Origin of the sequence: Commensalibacter papalotli (ex Servin-Garciduenas et al. 2014), assembly GCF_000527695.1 — a bacterium.
GTDB lineage: Bacteria > Pseudomonadota > Alphaproteobacteria > Acetobacterales > Acetobacteraceae > Commensalibacter > Commensalibacter papalotli.
In genome coordinates this window covers 907762-922264 of record NZ_ATSX01000001.1, presented here as the reverse complement: position 1 = coordinate 922264, position 14503 = coordinate 907762, and the positions used below count along the sequence as shown (strand labels likewise).

At 36.8% G+C, this 14503-nt stretch carries 18 protein-coding genes and 2 tRNA genes; 6 read left to right on the top strand and 14 right to left on the bottom strand.

The genetic code is table 11. From position 1 onward, the window contains the following. The first annotated feature begins 18 nt into the window (after positions 1-18). A complete protein-coding gene (locus COMX_RS04195) occupies positions 19-924 on the top strand; it encodes an alpha/beta hydrolase (RefSeq protein ID WP_034337360.1) in 906 nt (301 codons plus the stop codon). Positions 925-951: 27 nt separating this feature from the next. On the opposite strand, the gene galK is transcribed toward COMX_RS04195, so the two are convergent. The 3 genes from galK to galE are packed head-to-tail and all read right to left on the bottom strand — an operon-like array spanning position 952 to position 4184. Beyond that, positions 952-2103, bottom strand: coding sequence for a galactokinase (galK, locus tag COMX_RS04190; protein ID WP_034337358.1), 1152 nt, complete (start codon positions 2101-2103; stop codon positions 952-954). A gap of 4 nt (positions 2104-2107) precedes the next feature. Further along, positions 2108-3148: a galactose-1-phosphate uridylyltransferase gene (gene galT, locus COMX_RS04185; RefSeq protein WP_034337354.1), complete on the bottom strand. Its 1041-nt coding sequence runs from the start codon at positions 3146-3148 to the stop codon at positions 2108-2110. A gap of 22 nt (positions 3149-3170) precedes the next feature. Further along, positions 3171-4184: a UDP-glucose 4-epimerase GalE gene (galE, locus tag COMX_RS04180; RefSeq protein WP_034337351.1), complete on the bottom strand. Its 1014-nt coding sequence runs from the start codon at positions 4182-4184 to the stop codon at positions 3171-3173. Positions 4185-4329: 145 nt separating this feature from the next. On the opposite strand from galE, the gene COMX_RS04175 reads away from it, so the two are divergent. Further along, positions 4330-5109: a L,D-transpeptidase family protein gene (locus COMX_RS04175; protein ID WP_034337348.1), complete on the top strand. Its 780-nt coding sequence runs from the start codon at positions 4330-4332 to the stop codon at positions 5107-5109. Between the two features lie 185 nt (positions 5110-5294). Here the strand turns inward: COMX_RS04175 and COMX_RS04170 are convergent. The 5 genes from COMX_RS04170 to COMX_RS04150 form a co-directional block, all read right to left on the bottom strand. Further along, positions 5295-5371, bottom strand: a tRNA-Arg gene (locus COMX_RS04170). Between the two features lie 12 nt (positions 5372-5383). Further along, on the bottom strand, positions 5384-5689 hold the full coding sequence (locus COMX_RS04165; RefSeq protein WP_034337345.1) for an ETC complex I subunit: 306 nt from the start codon (positions 5687-5689) through the stop codon (positions 5384-5386). Between the two features lie 52 nt (positions 5690-5741). Then, positions 5742-5819: transfer RNA gene (locus COMX_RS04160), tRNA-Pro, on the bottom strand. Positions 5820-5887: 68 nt separating this feature from the next. Further along, positions 5888-6358 carry a xanthine phosphoribosyltransferase gene (gpt, locus tag COMX_RS04155; RefSeq protein WP_034337343.1) on the bottom strand — a complete coding sequence of 157 codons (471 nt, stop codon included), beginning with the start codon at positions 6356-6358 and terminating at the stop codon, positions 5888-5890. After that, positions 6355-6684: a hypothetical protein gene (locus COMX_RS04150; RefSeq protein WP_034337341.1), complete on the bottom strand. Its 330-nt coding sequence runs from the start codon at positions 6682-6684 to the stop codon at positions 6355-6357. The genes gpt and COMX_RS04150 overlap by 4 nt, the downstream gene beginning before the upstream one ends. Positions 6685-6978: 294 nt before the next feature. On the opposite strand from COMX_RS04150, the gene COMX_RS04140 reads away from it, so the two are divergent. After that, complete coding sequence (locus tag COMX_RS04140; RefSeq protein ID WP_034337335.1) at positions 6979-7476, top strand: hypothetical protein; 498 nt, start codon at positions 6979-6981, stop codon at positions 7474-7476. Further along, positions 7473-7880 carry a hypothetical protein gene (locus COMX_RS04135; RefSeq protein WP_034337332.1) on the top strand — a complete coding sequence of 136 codons (408 nt, stop codon included), beginning with the start codon at positions 7473-7475 and terminating at the stop codon, positions 7878-7880. Before COMX_RS04140 ends, COMX_RS04135 begins: the two co-directional genes overlap by 4 nt. On the opposite strand, the gene COMX_RS04130 is transcribed toward COMX_RS04135, so the two are convergent. The 6 genes from COMX_RS04130 to COMX_RS04105 form a co-directional block, all read right to left on the bottom strand. Then, positions 7877-8701 carry an outer membrane protein gene (locus tag COMX_RS04130; protein ID WP_034337329.1) on the bottom strand — a complete coding sequence of 275 codons (825 nt, stop codon included), beginning with the start codon at positions 8699-8701 and terminating at the stop codon, positions 7877-7879. The two genes, COMX_RS04135 and COMX_RS04130, sit on opposite strands and share 4 nt — an antisense overlap. A 220-nt stretch (positions 8702-8921) precedes the next feature. Further along, the gene (locus COMX_RS04125; RefSeq protein ID WP_034337326.1) at positions 8922-9731 is read right to left on the bottom strand and encodes a shikimate 5-dehydrogenase; all 810 of its coding nucleotides are present in this window, start codon (positions 9729-9731) and stop codon (positions 8922-8924) included. Between the two features lie 75 nt (positions 9732-9806). Further along, positions 9807-10223: a hypothetical protein gene (locus COMX_RS04120; RefSeq protein WP_051461856.1), complete on the bottom strand. Its 417-nt coding sequence runs from the start codon at positions 10221-10223 to the stop codon at positions 9807-9809. A gap of 1 nt (position 10224) precedes the next feature. Continuing rightward, positions 10225-10638 (bottom strand): hypothetical protein, encoded by a 414-nt coding sequence (locus COMX_RS04115; protein WP_034337323.1) that lies wholly within the window; start codon positions 10636-10638, stop codon positions 10225-10227. A gap of 57 nt (positions 10639-10695) precedes the next feature. After that, complete coding sequence (locus COMX_RS04110) at positions 10696-11157, bottom strand: hypothetical protein (RefSeq protein WP_034337320.1); 462 nt, start codon at positions 11155-11157, stop codon at positions 10696-10698. 4 nt (positions 11158-11161) lie between these two features. Next, positions 11162-11632 (bottom strand): hypothetical protein, encoded by a 471-nt coding sequence (locus COMX_RS04105; RefSeq protein ID WP_034337317.1) that lies wholly within the window; start codon positions 11630-11632, stop codon positions 11162-11164. A 205-nt stretch (positions 11633-11837) separates the two neighbouring features. On the opposite strand from COMX_RS04105, the gene COMX_RS04100 reads away from it, so the two are divergent. Next, positions 11838-13763 (top strand): trypsin-like peptidase domain-containing protein, encoded by a 1926-nt coding sequence (locus COMX_RS04100; protein WP_034337315.1) that lies wholly within the window; start codon positions 11838-11840, stop codon positions 13761-13763. Next, positions 13760-14503, top strand: a complete 744-nt coding sequence (locus tag COMX_RS04095) for a hypothetical protein (RefSeq protein ID WP_034337313.1) — start codon at positions 13760-13762, stop codon at positions 14501-14503. Before COMX_RS04100 ends, COMX_RS04095 begins: the two co-directional genes overlap by 4 nt.

Below are 14503 nucleotides of genomic sequence, written 5' to 3'. Positions count from 1 at the left end.
ATTATAAGAATTTTGCTTATGAACCGTCGCCAATTTTTAACAGGTTGTGTAACTGCCAGTATGATCACGGGTGTTCGTACAGTATCAGCAGCACGCCCTCAATATACACAACAAACAATACGTTTATGGCCTGGAACGCCTCCTGGTGGTGGTGGGCCTGTTGGTGAAATGACACTGTCTATGAATGGATCGGTCAGTAATGTTAGGGTTCCAACCTTAACCATTATGACACCCCCAAATCCTAATGGTCATGGCGTTCTGATCGCAGGTGGTGGAGGATATAAACGCATAGCTATACGCTTAGAATCTCGCCCAGCAGCAGAGTGGTTGGTTGCTCGAGGATATACGGCCTATATATTGACGTATCGTTTGCCCGATGAGGGGTGGAAAGCAGATGCTTTGGCACCGTTACAAGATGCACAACGTGCTATACGTATCATGAAGCAACGTGAAAAAAAAGTAAGTCTTCTTGGGTTTTCTTCGGGAGGGCATTTAATGGGAATGGCGGCGGTAAAATCTAAATTTCAATCTTATGAACCTCAAGATGAGGTAGATAGTTTGCCAGCTACTGTTGATAAAGCTGCATTAATTTATCCAGTCATTACCATTGAAAAACCTTATGATACGACCTCATCTCATCATGTTTTGGTCGGCAGAAAAGCTTCTGATGAGAAAAATGCAGAATGGTCAATTCAAAATTATGTAACACCTCATTCTCCACCATTCTTTTTAGTACAAGCAGAAAATGATCCTGTTGTTTCCCCACAAAATACTTTAATTATGAAGGAAATTTGTGACAGAGATCACGTGCCAGTCACGATGTATCGTTATCCTAAAGGTGGACATGGATTTGCTCTTGGAAAACCTAACACGCCTGCTTCGGAATGGCCTTCACATTATGAATTATGGTTACAGGATAAGTAAGATCTTATCCTGTCTGATTTAAAAGAGTTATACAGAAACTTTTCCTGCTCCATTCATGGCATGACAAATATAAAAGCTTTCTCTTAAACCTGTTTGTGCGTAATATTCTTTCTCAACAACTTTTCTAATAGGCTCTATCATATCATGAGGGGCAAGGGCCACAACACATCCTCCAAAGCCACCTCCAGTCATACGGACACCACCTTTATTACCTAAGACTGATTTTACTATATCAACCAAGGCATCAACCGCTGGTGCTGTAATTTCAAAATCATCTTTCATTGAGAGATGACCAGCTTGCATTAGCTCTCCTAATTTTGTGATATTATTTTCACTTAAAGCCTTGGCGGCTTCCAGAGTACGGGTATTTTCAGTGATAATATGCTTGGCACGACGATATACAACATTGCTCATTTTTGTTTTATGCTGTTCGAGTAATTCAATAGTTGCGTCACGTAATTTAGGAACATTTAAAATTTGTGCTGCCTCTTCACATTGTTGACGGCGCAAATTATATTCACTGTCTACCAAGCCATGTTTAACATTGCTGTTAATAATCACGACAGACAGATTGGTTGGCATTGAAATGGATTGTGTTTCAAGGTTACGGCAATCAATCAATAAAGCATGATCTTTTTCCCCAAGTGTAGAGATAAACTGATCCATAATTCCACAATTCATACCAACGAATTTATTTTCTGCCTTTTGACAAATTTTTGCTAAAGTTTTTGGATCAATAGGGAGGTGATAAAGGGTTTTAATCGTGGTCGCAATGGATACTTCTAGCGCTGCGGAAGAGCTTAACCCTGCGCCTAAAGGAACGTTTCCATGAATAATTAAATCTATTCCAGTAAAGTCAGAGTGGAGTTCTTGAACATATTTAAAAACGCCCCTGACATAATTTGCCCAACCTTGCTCGGATTTATTAATAGGTTTACCGAGATCAAAATTATCTTTTCCATCAAAATCTACAGCAATAATATTAACTTGATGATCAGTTCTTTTCTTGCTGGCAATAAAAGTGCTGTAGTTGATCGCACAAGGCAAGACAAAACCATCATTATAATCTGTATGTTCACCAATTAAGTTAACACGCCCTGGGGCTTGAATAACAAGTTCCGCAGGATATCCATAATGGGTTTGAAACTGTGATAAAGTTTCTTGGATCATTTTTTGCATTCAATTAAACCTCTTTATAATGGATGTTGCTTAAGACGCGTAACCGCTCGGCTGCCTGTTCTGCTGTAATATCACGCTGAGCTTGAGCCAACATTTCATAACCTACTAAGAATTTCTTAGTTGATGCAGAGCGTAATAAAGGGGGATAAAAATGGGCATGAAGTTGCCAATGTTCTTTGGGATCGTCAGTGAAAGGAGCACCATGCCATCCCATTGAATAAGGGAAAGAACAATTGAATAAATTATCATATTTTGTTGTAAGAGTTTTTAAAATAACGGCTAAATCGACTTGTTGCTCTGAGGTAAGTTCGTTAAGACGGTGTACAATTGTTTTAGGTAATAGCAGAATCTCGAATGGCCAAATAGCCCAATATGGCACTAATGCAACCCAAAATTCTGTTTCAACGACAATGCGCTCTTGGAGTTGTAATTCTTTTTGCACATAATCCATTAACAAAGAAGAATTATGTTTTTTGCAATAATTGGCTTGGCAGGTATCTTCTTTACGGATTTCATTGGGAATAAAATTGCCGCTCCAGATTTGTCCATGAGGGTGAGGGTTGGAACATCCCATCATGGCACCTTTATTTTCAAAAAGCTGCACCCACTTATAAACTTTACCCAGCTCGTTTAATTGTTCAATCCAAGTTTTGATAATATCTTGAATCGATGATACAGGAAGTTCGGGAAGTGTTTTGCTGTGATCAGGGGAAAAACAAATAACCCGACATGTGCCTTGAACACTCTCTATTTTAAATAAAGGATCATCAAGATGTTGATATTTCGGTGCATCAGGCAGCAAGGCTGCGAAATCGTTATTAAAAACATAAGTTGATTGATAATCGGGATTAATATCACCGGTGATTCGTTTGTTTCCTGCACATAAAAAACAATCTGGATCATGGTGAATAGCTTCTTTATGAACAGGGGGTTCTGTTTGCCCCTGCCAGGGTCTTTTTGCGCGGTGAGGAGACACCAATACCCACTCATCTGTTAATGGATTATAGCGTTGATGAGGATGATCAACGGGATTAAATATGGGCATTAGAAATCTCCTTAGTTATAAATTAAATAAATCCTTTGGGGTTTTGGCTTTGCCAGTTCCATGAATCTTTGACCATGTCATGGAGGCTCAGTTTGGTTTCCCAATGAAGTAACTTTTTTGCTTTATCAGCATTTGCCCAATAGGCAGACAGATCTCCAGCACGACGTGGTGCATAATGCCAAGCTAGTTTTTTACCAAATACATCTTCAAAAGCAGCAATGACCTCTAAAACACTATTCCCGTTACCGGATCCAAGGTTAAAAATATGTGAACCCTTATGATCTTGATTATATTTTAGTGCAGCTAGATGCCCGTCAGCTAAATCCATCACATGAATATAATCACGCACGCAAGTTCCATCGGAGGTTTCATAGTCATCACCAAATACAGCAAGAGATTCTCTTTGACCAATAGCAACCTGGGTCATATATGGCATTAAATTATTGGGAATTCCTTGAGGATCTTCCCCCATCAAACCAGATGGATGAGCACCAACAGGATTAAAATATCTTAGTAATGTAATAGACCAACCGTTTTCAGCAATATTAAGGTCTTGTAAAATCTTTTCGATAAAAAGTTTGCTGCGCCCATAAGGTTGAGTTGGCTCACCCGTTTCCATCGTTTCAACATAAGGGACAATAGGCTGTGTGCCATAAACCGTAGCAGATGAACTAAAGATTATTTTTTTTACATTTGCATCACGCATGGCTTCAAACAAGGTTAAAGAGCCATAAACATTATTATCATAATATTCCAATGGTTTTGATACAGATTCACCAACAGCTTTTAACCCTGCAAAGTGAATTACACTATCAATAGTATTTTCTTTAAAGATTTTTTTTAATAAGGCCTTATCACGTGTATCTCCTTGATAAAATTTTGGTTTTTTACCAGTGATCTCTTTAATGCGATCCAGGACAATTTCTTTACTGTTACATAAATTATCAATTACAATCGGTTCATATCCTTGGTTAATTAATTGAACACAAGTATGGCTGCCGATATATCCACACCCACCAGTAACTAAGATTTTCATGAAATTAAGACCTTTTATCAAAGAGACTATAAATAATAATTAGAGAAATTATATCGTTAAAGTAAAATTATACAAACATCTTCTTCTGAATAAAGGGTGGTATATGTATGATAATGAATGATGAACAAAGAGAGCTTGATTAAATATGAAAAATTATCTGCACTTATTAACAGTTAGTTTCTGTGTATTGATGCTGTCTGCTTGCACAATGAACCCTAGACAAAATGTCATTGTTCAATGGAAAAAAAATCAGCAAATGATTTTGGTTTTATCCTCTAATTGGAATAGTAACCAAGGAGTTTTATTGCAATTTGAATATAAACATTCTCGATGGATTCATATAGGTCAGTCTTTCAATGTTTCATTAGGAAAAAATGGTGCAGCATGGGGAATAGGGTTACACCCATACGTCAGTCAAGGTATTGTAAAGACAGAAGGGGACATGCGTAGCCCAACAGGAATTTTCAAAATAGGATCAAGTTTCGGATACGCTAAGAATGTTGATCGTTCGTATCCATATCAAGCATTAACTAAGGATGATTATTGTATCGATAATAGTCTCTCCCCATATTATAATCAAATAGTAAACCATCAAAAGGTCCTATTTAGCTTGCCTCAAGATTCGACCGAACCTATGCGGCGTGATATTCATTATAATGGAGATCAACTTTATAAATTAGGATTTGTTTTAAATTATAATCCTAACAATATTCCCAACGCGGGGAGTTGTATTTTTGTCCATCTTAGAAAAGATCGTTATGCCACAACAGCAGGATGTACTTCTATGGATGAAGTTCATATGCGTGCGTTGTTAAGTTGGCTTAATAGTGAACGAAATCCAGTTTTTGTTTTATTGCCACTAGAAGCTTATAAACAAAAACATAAAGAATGGGATTTACCGAATATAAAATGGGAATTTAAATGATTAAGATCAATAAACTAATGAAAAAATCATTTATGAAATGTATAGTTTGTTCATTACTAGATTATTATAATACTGGTTAAATTGACGAATTTAAATCGTAAGTATTATTTAATATTAATAGGGACAATGCTGACTGTTTTTTGAACATTGAATGTAATTATTTATATTATACTATAAAGATTTTATGGTGCGCCCTGCTGGATTCGAACCAGCGGCCCACAGCTTAGAAGGCTGTTGCTCTATCCTGCTGAGCTAAGGGCGCTTAAATAAAATCCTAGTGTGTCCAATTCATTTTGCGGTTATGATGATAATTATCTTCATAATTTTTTACTACAAAACGAGTTGTTCCTGGTTCTTCTATATCATAAGGAATAGATTTACGCTCAGCATAAGCAATTGCTTGTTCTTTAGTTTGAAAAGAAATGCTTACTTGAGTTTGTGTATCGTTACTGCCAACCCAACCAGTAATCGGGTCATGAGAACGAGGAGAGGATTGTCCATAATCAAGAACCCATAAATGACGAGCATGTCCTGATTGTGTTGCCTTTTTGGCGCGTTTGTAAATACGAGCCTTTGCCATATAATCCTCTTTGTTTTTTAAGTAAGCTCTAACCTAAGTTAGAGTTTATTAATGGTCGGGGAGCCCGGATTCGAACCGGGGGCCTCTTGTACCCAAAACAAGCGCGCTAGCCAGGCTGCGCCACACCCCGAATGAGCTTTTAATTAGATGGTTCTGAGCAAGAACGCAAGTCTTTTTTATAAAAAAAATTCATTTTTTTTATTTTTTAATTTTGATTAAAGGAGGAGCAAAAGCTGGTGCGGAATCCCAAGGAAATAAAATCCATGTATCCTGTTGAACTTCCATAATAAAATCATCAGTGCATGGTTTACCTGCTGGCTTTGCATATAAACAAACAAAATATGCTTTGGGTAATAATTTACGTATCGCTTTGGCAGTGATACCCGAATCAACCAAATCATCAACAATTAAGAATCCTTCACCATCACCAGCAATAGTAGGATGTTTGATGATTTTTAACTCGCCTTGTTCTTCTTCATCGTAACTAACGATTGAAACCGTATCGATTAATCGGCATTCCAGTTCTCTGGCGATGATGGCGGCGGGAATCATCCCTCCACGTGTAATAGCAACAATTCCTTTGAATTGTCTGTTGCTGAGTCGTTCACTAAGAGTGCGAGCATCTCTATGCAGTTGATCCCACGAGATGGTCATATAATGTGTTGTCATGAAAATAAAGAGCCTCCGTTAGGGATACAGTAATCTGGTTGAATAGGGATGTAATGCCCATCACTATCAAGCATACAAAGTAAAATAGTGTTTAATGTTTTGATATTCTTTTTATATCCTGGAAAGTTAATTATCGCACAGACATGTTTTTCCAAGAGGGATTCAACATTAATATATGGAACGGCTTGTAATAAACACGTTCTGATGCCGATAATTGAGCCAAAATTAACTTTCAACAAATAGCTTCCTGGTGAGGATATAGCATCTGCGTGAATAATTGTGCCTGCACGAATATCAAAAGAATAGGAAGGAGAAGAATTTGCCATCGTATTTTGAATATAAAGTGATCAATAAACGTTTAACCTATAAAAAAAAGAACGCTAAGAAAAGGTAAATATGTCAAACAATAAAAAAAATATGGGTTACGTGTTTTATTTTTATAAATGTTAATATATCGTTTACTTTAATTTTATTCTTCTGTAGTCGATAAAATATTAGAAAACGAGTTTTATATGCAAATATATTTTTTAAAAAAATGGTATCTAGCCATAAGTTTTTTCTTGATATTTTTGCTGATAGGTTGTGCTTCATCTTCTGTTCCAAATCTGAAAAGTGTCACCATGACACCAGAGCGTATAGCTAGACAAAAAATACAAACTCGTTTTTTCGAAGTTGAACAACCAGATCGTTTAATACGTGCAGTAATGAATGTTATTCAGGATCAGCATTATACGATTCGAGAGTCAAATATCCAAGCTGGAATGGTTTTTGCAGATCAAACCAATGAATTAAACGCACCATTTCGATTGTTTGGAATGCCTGTGACAGGATATAATCAGGGAAATATGCCTGGATTTGGATTGTCTTTTGGACCTTCTTTGGATTTTGGAAATGGCTCAGATATTCCTTATGTGCAACGCCATCTGGGTTCAATCTCGGTTGTGATTTATCCTGTTATGGATAAAAAAGGGTATGAAATGCATGTTTCCGTAGAATTGCGCAGTTTTTTAAACACAGGAATGTTAAACCGAGTTTGGCTTGTTAAAGACCCAGCGCTTTACCAAAAATTCTTTGAGGCTGTTTCCAAGGCATTATATCTAGAGGAGCATCCAGTATGAATAAAAGTAACTTATGGGGTGGTTTCTTAGTTTTGTTGATGTTGGCAGGTTGTAGTGGTTCTGATGCCCCAACTGATTTACAGTTGACAAAAACATTGCCTTCACAACTCAGGAATATGCAAAGCAAGCAGTTTAACCAATCAAATCAAAAGATTGTTTTGCAATCTATTATAAAAACATTAGCCAGCCTAGATTTCCAAATTGTCCGAGTAGATGTGCAACTCGGAATAATTGAGGCAATGCAGCTGGATCATGATCATATTATGCAGGTTAACGTTGTTATTCAACCTGCATCTGGTCGAGGTAGTTTAGTGCGAATAAATGCACGATATAATCAATATCCTGTTGAAGAAACGCAATTTTATCAACGTTTCTTTGACACACTATCACGCAATTTATATTAAAAATTATAGGTTATCCCTAGCATGATATCTTGAGTAACAACTTTTATTTTTGATTTCTCATGCCGACCAAGGTAATATGTTGACGCAGGTTGTCTCCATGTGGTGAGTGATGATTTGCCAGCACCTAAATATCGATAGCTAAAATCGAGATCAAAATCTTCATTAATTTTATATCGAACACCAGCGCCAGCATTCCAAGCAAAGTTGTTTGTAGTACGTGATCCTTTAATACCGTTTTTATAATATCCTGTCATTTGATTGCTCGTATCATAATCTGTATAAGAAACGGTTGGTTGAGATGTATGCTTAAATGATGCTAGGCCAACGCCAGCCATAAGATATGGGGTAAATGCAGATTCATTTTTAAAATCATAAAAGCCATTGAACATAAACGTATTTAGTTGGACTTTGTTATTAATTTTATTTTCATAATCAGATCGTCCTTCTAACCAAGAATAGCGAAGGGATTGGCGCTCACGCAGATAATTTGAACTGTCACCCATACGTGCCATAACATCGATTTCAGCACGAACAGGAACATTAAAACGATTATCAAAATTATAACCCACAGCAATACCACCACCTAGTCTGGCATTAGTGTGTGTACCACCTGATTTTCCATAATAAGTTTGATTAAAACGTGTTTCAGTTTCGTAATCATAACGTTGATAGCGCTCAATATATTTCTGATTTTTCTGTTGTAAAACAGAGGCTCCAACTTTTCCAGTAATATAAAACCCGGAATGCTTATTATCAATTGCAAAACTAGTTGTTGTTACACAAATCATACCAGCAACTAGCAAGAGATACTTTTTAAACATAATGAAAAACCTAAACTATTTCATGAGGCGAATAATTTTCATTTATATATAAAAAAATTTAAGAATAGTCATAAAAGAGATGTTTGTTTTTTTTGTAAAAGTATGTGTTGTGATAACAACACATACTGTTGTTATGTATAATCTGAAAAAGTAAAAATGCTCTGATAAAGTATTAAGTTTATACTCTCAGATTAATTAATTTTTTATTCAAATATTATAATTAAGATCTAGAAAATTTTGAGGCTTCTAACATCAGATTTTTGTTTGGACGCACGCCTGTATAAAGTTCGAATTGTTCTAAAGCTTGCAATGCAATCACCTCTGCACCTGTAATGACTGGTTTATTGTGTTTCCGCGCAGCTTGAATAAGGGGTGTTTCAGAAGGGAGAGCCACAACATCAAAGATATAATTAGCTGTCATAATCTCTTTTTCTGTAAATGCTAAATCATTTTCTTCTATGCCACCAGACATACCAATAGGTGTTGTATTTACCAAAACTTCACTTGGATTTTGTGGCATTTCATTGGAGTATTTAAAGCCATATTTTTTAGCTAGACTCATCCCATGTTCTTCATTACGGGCATATATGATAACGTTGGTAAAACCATTATCACGAAAAGCCGCAATCACAGCCTTTGCCATGCCACCACTTCCTCTTATAATAACTGTCATATTTTTATTGCTATAATTTTGTTCAACAAGTTTTTTTACTGCAAGATAATCTGTATTATAAGCCGTTAAGTGACCATTATCATTCACTATTGTATTAACTGAATTAATGGCCTTGGCTGTTTCTGATAAGGTATCTACAAATGGAATACAACTTTTCTTAAAAGGCATAGATACGGAACAACCCCGAATTTCCAAAGCCCGTACGCCTTTGATAGCATGTTCAATATCTTTGGTTGTAAAAGCTTTATAAATAAAATCTAAACCAAGTTTATTATATAAATAATTATGAAACTTGGTGCCCGTATTACTTGGACGAGCAGCAAGAGAAATACACAGTTTGGTATCTTTGTTAAGCATAATAGACTCCTTACTTTGTGTAATGAATAATGAGTATCTATTAATGGTAACCTGCATCTATAAAATGTAAATGCGTTAATAAATTTTGTTAGCGTTTAAAAAGGCTGCTTGAGATAAATGATTAAAGAAATTTTGATAAAAAACAGGATCATCATCCATAGGAATATTATTCCTTCGTCCTGATGCTCGAACGGTCATTGAGTGAGTGATTGGCTGTATAGTTACGGTAATTTCTGTAATATCATTGGCAAACTGAGCAGCATTTACAAAGCCCAGTTGATTGTCAATCCTGCCAATAATATATCCCATATCTTGCAAGGTTGAGACTATATTTTGCAACATTTTTTGCGTATCAGTTGTTTCAAAAGATCGGCTTTGAATAGCTCTGAGTGATAATGTTTGATGAGTTTGAGCTTTTACGTATTGGGCAGGAAAAGTAAAAACCGCTCCTAAAAGCAAAGAGCGGTATAAGTTCGAATGAAATAGGAACATTTTAAAAATTACTATATCGATAAGAGAAATCTCTTACTTTTTTCTGATCATCAAATTTAACAATGAGGGTCAATGTGCGTTGAGATACGCTGGTAGTATTTGCTTTATTTCCAATGCCCAAGATTAAAATTGTTGCCCATCCGCCAGAGTTTGTATGTGCACGCATGGTTGAAATACGATCCCAGACCCATACTTCGCGGTGCTGATCATCGGTTGTTACTATGTTGGGTGGTCCAAAAGTCTCAATGACTGCAGCACTGCTCATACCATTATGAAGCTGGCTTTCAATAGTACCCAACGTTAATCGAGCATCTGCATTTTGTGCTGCTTGCACATCATTTATTTGTTGCGGTGCAGATTTACAGGCAGAGAAAAGGGCAAGTAAAGGGAAAATTACATATTTTAAAGAACGCATCTGAGTCTCTCTGTCAAAGGGATAAGGGGCGATAAAATTATTTTATGATGAAAAAGGTTAATTGGAAAGATTTTCTTTTTGTATAAATAAAGATTTTGATAGAGGCTCAAAAAAGTCTTTTTGATAAAAAACAGGATCCATAATAATTTCATATCCTGTCGTATTATTACTGAATAAATTGGCGTTTCTTATATAGCGTTGTGCATTGGCGCGAACGGCAAATTGTTGTGGGTTTGTTTGATAGGCAATGACACTGATTAAAACATTCCCATCTCGTTGTGCGGTAATTTCTGCATTGTTACTGTTGACTTTGACAATATTATATCCTTGGTCTTGCAGTGTGGTCAGAATGGTTTGCAAAAGTATTTCTTGGCTTGGGGCAGAAAAGATGCGTGTTTGATTAATTCTTTTCTGAGTGGTGGGTGTTTTTATGGATGGATCATCGTTTGCACAGCCAGTTATTCCGATAGCAAAGCTTATGATTGCAACTTTAAATAGATGAGAAGGGAAAATTTGCATTTAATTAAGTCTTGTTGATGTGGATTGAATATGAAAAGGCATTAAAAAACTGTTGGTATAAAATTGGACTTTGAACCGTGCTGGATTGCCTTGGGGGTTGTCCTGCCAGATTGGCGCCTTCTTCACCATAATAAAAAGGAGAATAACTAAGTGATAACCGACAAGTAATTTTGGCTTCTTTCCCTGGGTTGGGAACTAGGGTTAAAGTAGCTTGGATAATCGTGTTTTCATCAGGCCGCGTTTGATTGGCCTTGATTAATCCCAATGAGGCCGAGCTTTCAGTAATGATAAATCCTAGATCTTGAAAAGTTGCTATTCCTATACTCAAAGCTTGTGCTTGATTAATGCCTGTAAATTCTCTGGTTTGTAAAGCACGAATAGCCAAAGGAGATGTGACTATATCTTGGGCATAAACAGCAATCGGGAAAGGGTTTAAGGCTAACGTTAAAATAAAGAAAGATTTGTATAAACTCATTTAATAAATCTTTATGCTATGAAAAGCGATTTTCTAGGTAAACTAAGATTTCAAGTTTATTCTTTTGCTCAAGATTATCAAGTTTAATTTTGTAACAGAGACTTGGGATAATTCTTTAAAATTGGTAAGTTATCAAGGTGCTTGGCAAGGATGTTATAATAGATTAAAGTAGCAATAATTTTGCACTCTAAATGTTGAGAATATAATGGCACTTTACCTTCTTGGAAAAACAAGTTTTTATTCGTCAGAAGACATTGTCATTAATGGGCGTATAATTTATGAGCAATACCCTCAGATTGCTCAACTCCTAAAAAAGCATTGCCCAACGATCAGCCTTGCTGAACCTACGATTACCGCTAATAAAGAATCTGATGATTCTTTTATTAGTTGGTACGCTGATACGAAAACAGAGCCAACTTTACCTTTGGAAAATCAACAGGATTTCGTTGAACAGAAACTGGCTGAAGCAATAACATCCTTATCAGATGCTTATTCTGAGGGAAGTGCAGATAGAGCGTTATTGAACGCTGCGTTATCGGTGCAAAATAAACAAGATATTTTGATTGCGAATGATCAAATTGTTATCAAAGGATGGGGACAGCCTGGATTGTCCCTTTTTTCTCAATTTACGCCTCAAAAAGAAATACCCCCTTTAACAGAATCTTTGACAGAGCAACAGCAAGCAGCGCCCCTTAAAACAGTTTCTCCTGTGATGGGAACGGCACAAGCGATGCCTAGAACGGCAGTTGGTTCTATGAATAAAATGCCGATATATTTAACACGACTAGTTGCCGCAGTTTTATTCTTTATTATTGGCTTGTTTATTGGTTGGCGATTAATTTATGCAGAGCGCCCAACTAAAATTGCCAAGATTCCAGTGATAGAGGCACAAGATCTGGTGCGTAAGAAACCAGAAATAGAAAAAAAGAATAAAGACCTAGAAGACGAAATTAAAAAGCTTGAAGAGCAATTAAAGAACCCGCCTTGTGATCTTGAAAAAAGTAGGGCCGCACCAGAGTTAAATAAAAGTCTTGATAACTCATCCACACCAATGAAGTCGGATGGTAAAAATTTCCAAGGGAGCCTGCCAGAGCTTTTGGAAAAGAGTACTGTTTTTATTTTGGTCAAAGCAAAAGATGAAGATGGTGATGAGGGTGTTGCTATGGGAAGTGGTTTTTTTGCGACTCCAGAATTAATTGTTACCAACAGACACGTTGTTGAAAACTCTGAAGATAATACGGTATTGGTAACCAATAAAGCGTTGGGCCAATTCAAAAAAGCTCATATTATGTCCATCAGCGACCGGTCAAGTGATGTTAATTCTTTTGATCTGGCAGTATTAAAAATAGAAGATGCGCCCCCTCAGCAGCCACTTAGCTTTACTTTGGAGGCTCAACCTTTACAAACGGTGGTTGCTGCTGGGTATCCTGGTATGATTCTTCGTCAAGATGGGGCTTTGAAACGGTTAGCTCAAGGCGATATTACGGCCATTCCTGGTGTTGTGTTAACCAAGGGCGAGATCAATGCTATTCAAGTCAATTCAAATGGTGAAAAAGTTATTCCTCATAGTGCAGCGGTTTCGCCAGGTAATTCAGGAGGAGCCTTGGTCGATCTTTGTGGCCGTGTTGTTGGCGTAAATACATTTGTGACAATGGATAAAGAAACATCTTCTCACAGTAATTATGCTCAAAAATCAGATGCAATTGTCAGGGCTTTGCAAAATGCCAATATTCCAATTCAAGTAAAGGCAGGTGCTTGTAACGATACAACTCCGTCTCAATCATCAGAACCTGAAAAGAATTCTGATACACCTAATAAATCTGAAAATCACGAAGAGTCTACTGCACCACCTGATCAAAAAAACGATGCAACCAAGCCAGAAGAAAGTAAAACTCCTTCTGTGCCAACGGTATCAGAAAAGAAACCTGATACATCTTCTAATACACCTGAAAAACAAAAAGAGCCTGCTGTTAAGCCTGATCAGAAAAGTGATGCTAATAAAGAAAATAACAACAAAGGATCTTCTGAAAATACTGCACCAAAAGCTGATCAAAAAAAAGATAAAATCCCTTCAACAACGGCAGATAAAAAACCAGATCAGTCCTCCGCCACTCATGGAGATAAACCATGACCTATCAGTTTATAGCAGGTAAACCTGTTACAACAACGAATTTTAAATCTGTTCAACCTCTTGGGGTGGGCGGGCAACTTGTGTTGGAACAATGGGAGGCCTTGTATCAAATATTAAAATATGAGATCAGCCCTCAATGTGCAGGATTGTTGTTGGAACCTGTTATTGATCGACAAAGAGGTGAGGTCGATTGGTATATTCCCTCTGATTTACAATCAGCAAAGACCTCTCCAGTTTCTAGGCAAGACTTGTTACAAAAAGCCGATCGCTTTATTGCTCAAGCTAGGCAATTAGCCAAAAAAATGGCTAATTCCTCTGATATGGTTCAAAGACAAAAAGGGGCTTTGCTTGAACAAGCGTTAAGTTATCCGTCTAAGGATTATATTATTGAGACACCCTATGGCCCTGCGTTGATTGCGTGGGGACATCAATCCAGTGAAAGTGATGTTCAACATGTGGCCGTTGTTGCTGCGAAAGGGGATCAGCAAGGTATAAAATCCACTTTGATTTTACCCCCTCCAATTTTACTGATTAAACAGCAAGGGCTTTTATCTTATTGGCCTTGGTTAATGGGGCTATTATTATTAATTTTAATGATTATTTTGCCTTGGTGGGAAGGTATTATTCCTGTTCAATATTGTCGTTATTATTGGTTAGCCCCGTTGATTTTACTATTGATATTATTACCGCTGATTGGTCTTTTTGTGAGAAATTACTTTTTGTCTGCTAAAAGGAAATAA

Coding starts and splice junctions, on each gene's coding strand:
- COMX_RS04135 (WP_034337332.1), top strand. CDS start 7,473: ATGAATAAAAGTAACTTATGGGGTGGTTTCTTAGTTTTGTTGATGTTG.
- COMX_RS04125 (WP_034337326.1), bottom strand. CDS start 9,731: ATGCTTAACAAAGATACCAAACTGTGTATTTCTCTTGCTGCTCGTCCA.
- COMX_RS04165 (WP_034337345.1), bottom strand. CDS start 5,689: ATGGCAAAGGCTCGTATTTACAAACGCGCCAAAAAGGCAACACAATCA.
- COMX_RS04175 (WP_034337348.1), top strand. CDS start 4,330: ATGAAAAATTATCTGCACTTATTAACAGTTAGTTTCTGTGTATTGATG.
- galE (WP_034337351.1), bottom strand. CDS start 4,184: ATGAAAATCTTAGTTACTGGTGGGTGTGGATATATCGGCAGCCATACT.
- COMX_RS04150 (WP_034337341.1), bottom strand. CDS start 6,684: ATGGCAAATTCTTCTCCTTCCTATTCTTTTGATATTCGTGCAGGCACA.
- COMX_RS04100 (WP_034337315.1), top strand. CDS start 11,838: ATGGCACTTTACCTTCTTGGAAAAACAAGTTTTTATTCGTCAGAAGAC.
- COMX_RS04195 (WP_034337360.1), top strand. CDS start 19: ATGAACCGTCGCCAATTTTTAACAGGTTGTGTAACTGCCAGTATGATC.
- COMX_RS04130 (WP_034337329.1), bottom strand. CDS start 8,701: ATGTTTAAAAAGTATCTCTTGCTAGTTGCTGGTATGATTTGTGTAACA.
- COMX_RS04115 (WP_034337323.1), bottom strand. CDS start 10,638: ATGCGTTCTTTAAAATATGTAATTTTCCCTTTACTTGCCCTTTTCTCT.
- galT (WP_034337354.1), bottom strand. CDS start 3,148: ATGCCCATATTTAATCCCGTTGATCATCCTCATCAACGCTATAATCCA.
- COMX_RS04095 (WP_034337313.1), top strand. CDS start 13,760: ATGACCTATCAGTTTATAGCAGGTAAACCTGTTACAACAACGAATTTT.
- galK (WP_034337358.1), bottom strand. CDS start 2,103: ATGCAAAAAATGATCCAAGAAACTTTATCACAGTTTCAAACCCATTAT.
- gpt (WP_034337343.1), bottom strand. CDS start 6,358: ATGACAACACATTATATGACCATCTCGTGGGATCAACTGCATAGAGAT.
- COMX_RS04110 (WP_034337320.1), bottom strand. CDS start 11,157: ATGCAAATTTTCCCTTCTCATCTATTTAAAGTTGCAATCATAAGCTTT.
- COMX_RS04120 (WP_051461856.1), bottom strand. CDS start 10,223: ATGTTCCTATTTCATTCGAACTTATACCGCTCTTTGCTTTTAGGAGCG.
- COMX_RS04105 (WP_034337317.1), bottom strand. CDS start 11,632: ATGAGTTTATACAAATCTTTCTTTATTTTAACGTTAGCCTTAAACCCT.
- COMX_RS04140 (WP_034337335.1), top strand. CDS start 6,979: ATGACACCAGAGCGTATAGCTAGACAAAAAATACAAACTCGTTTTTTC.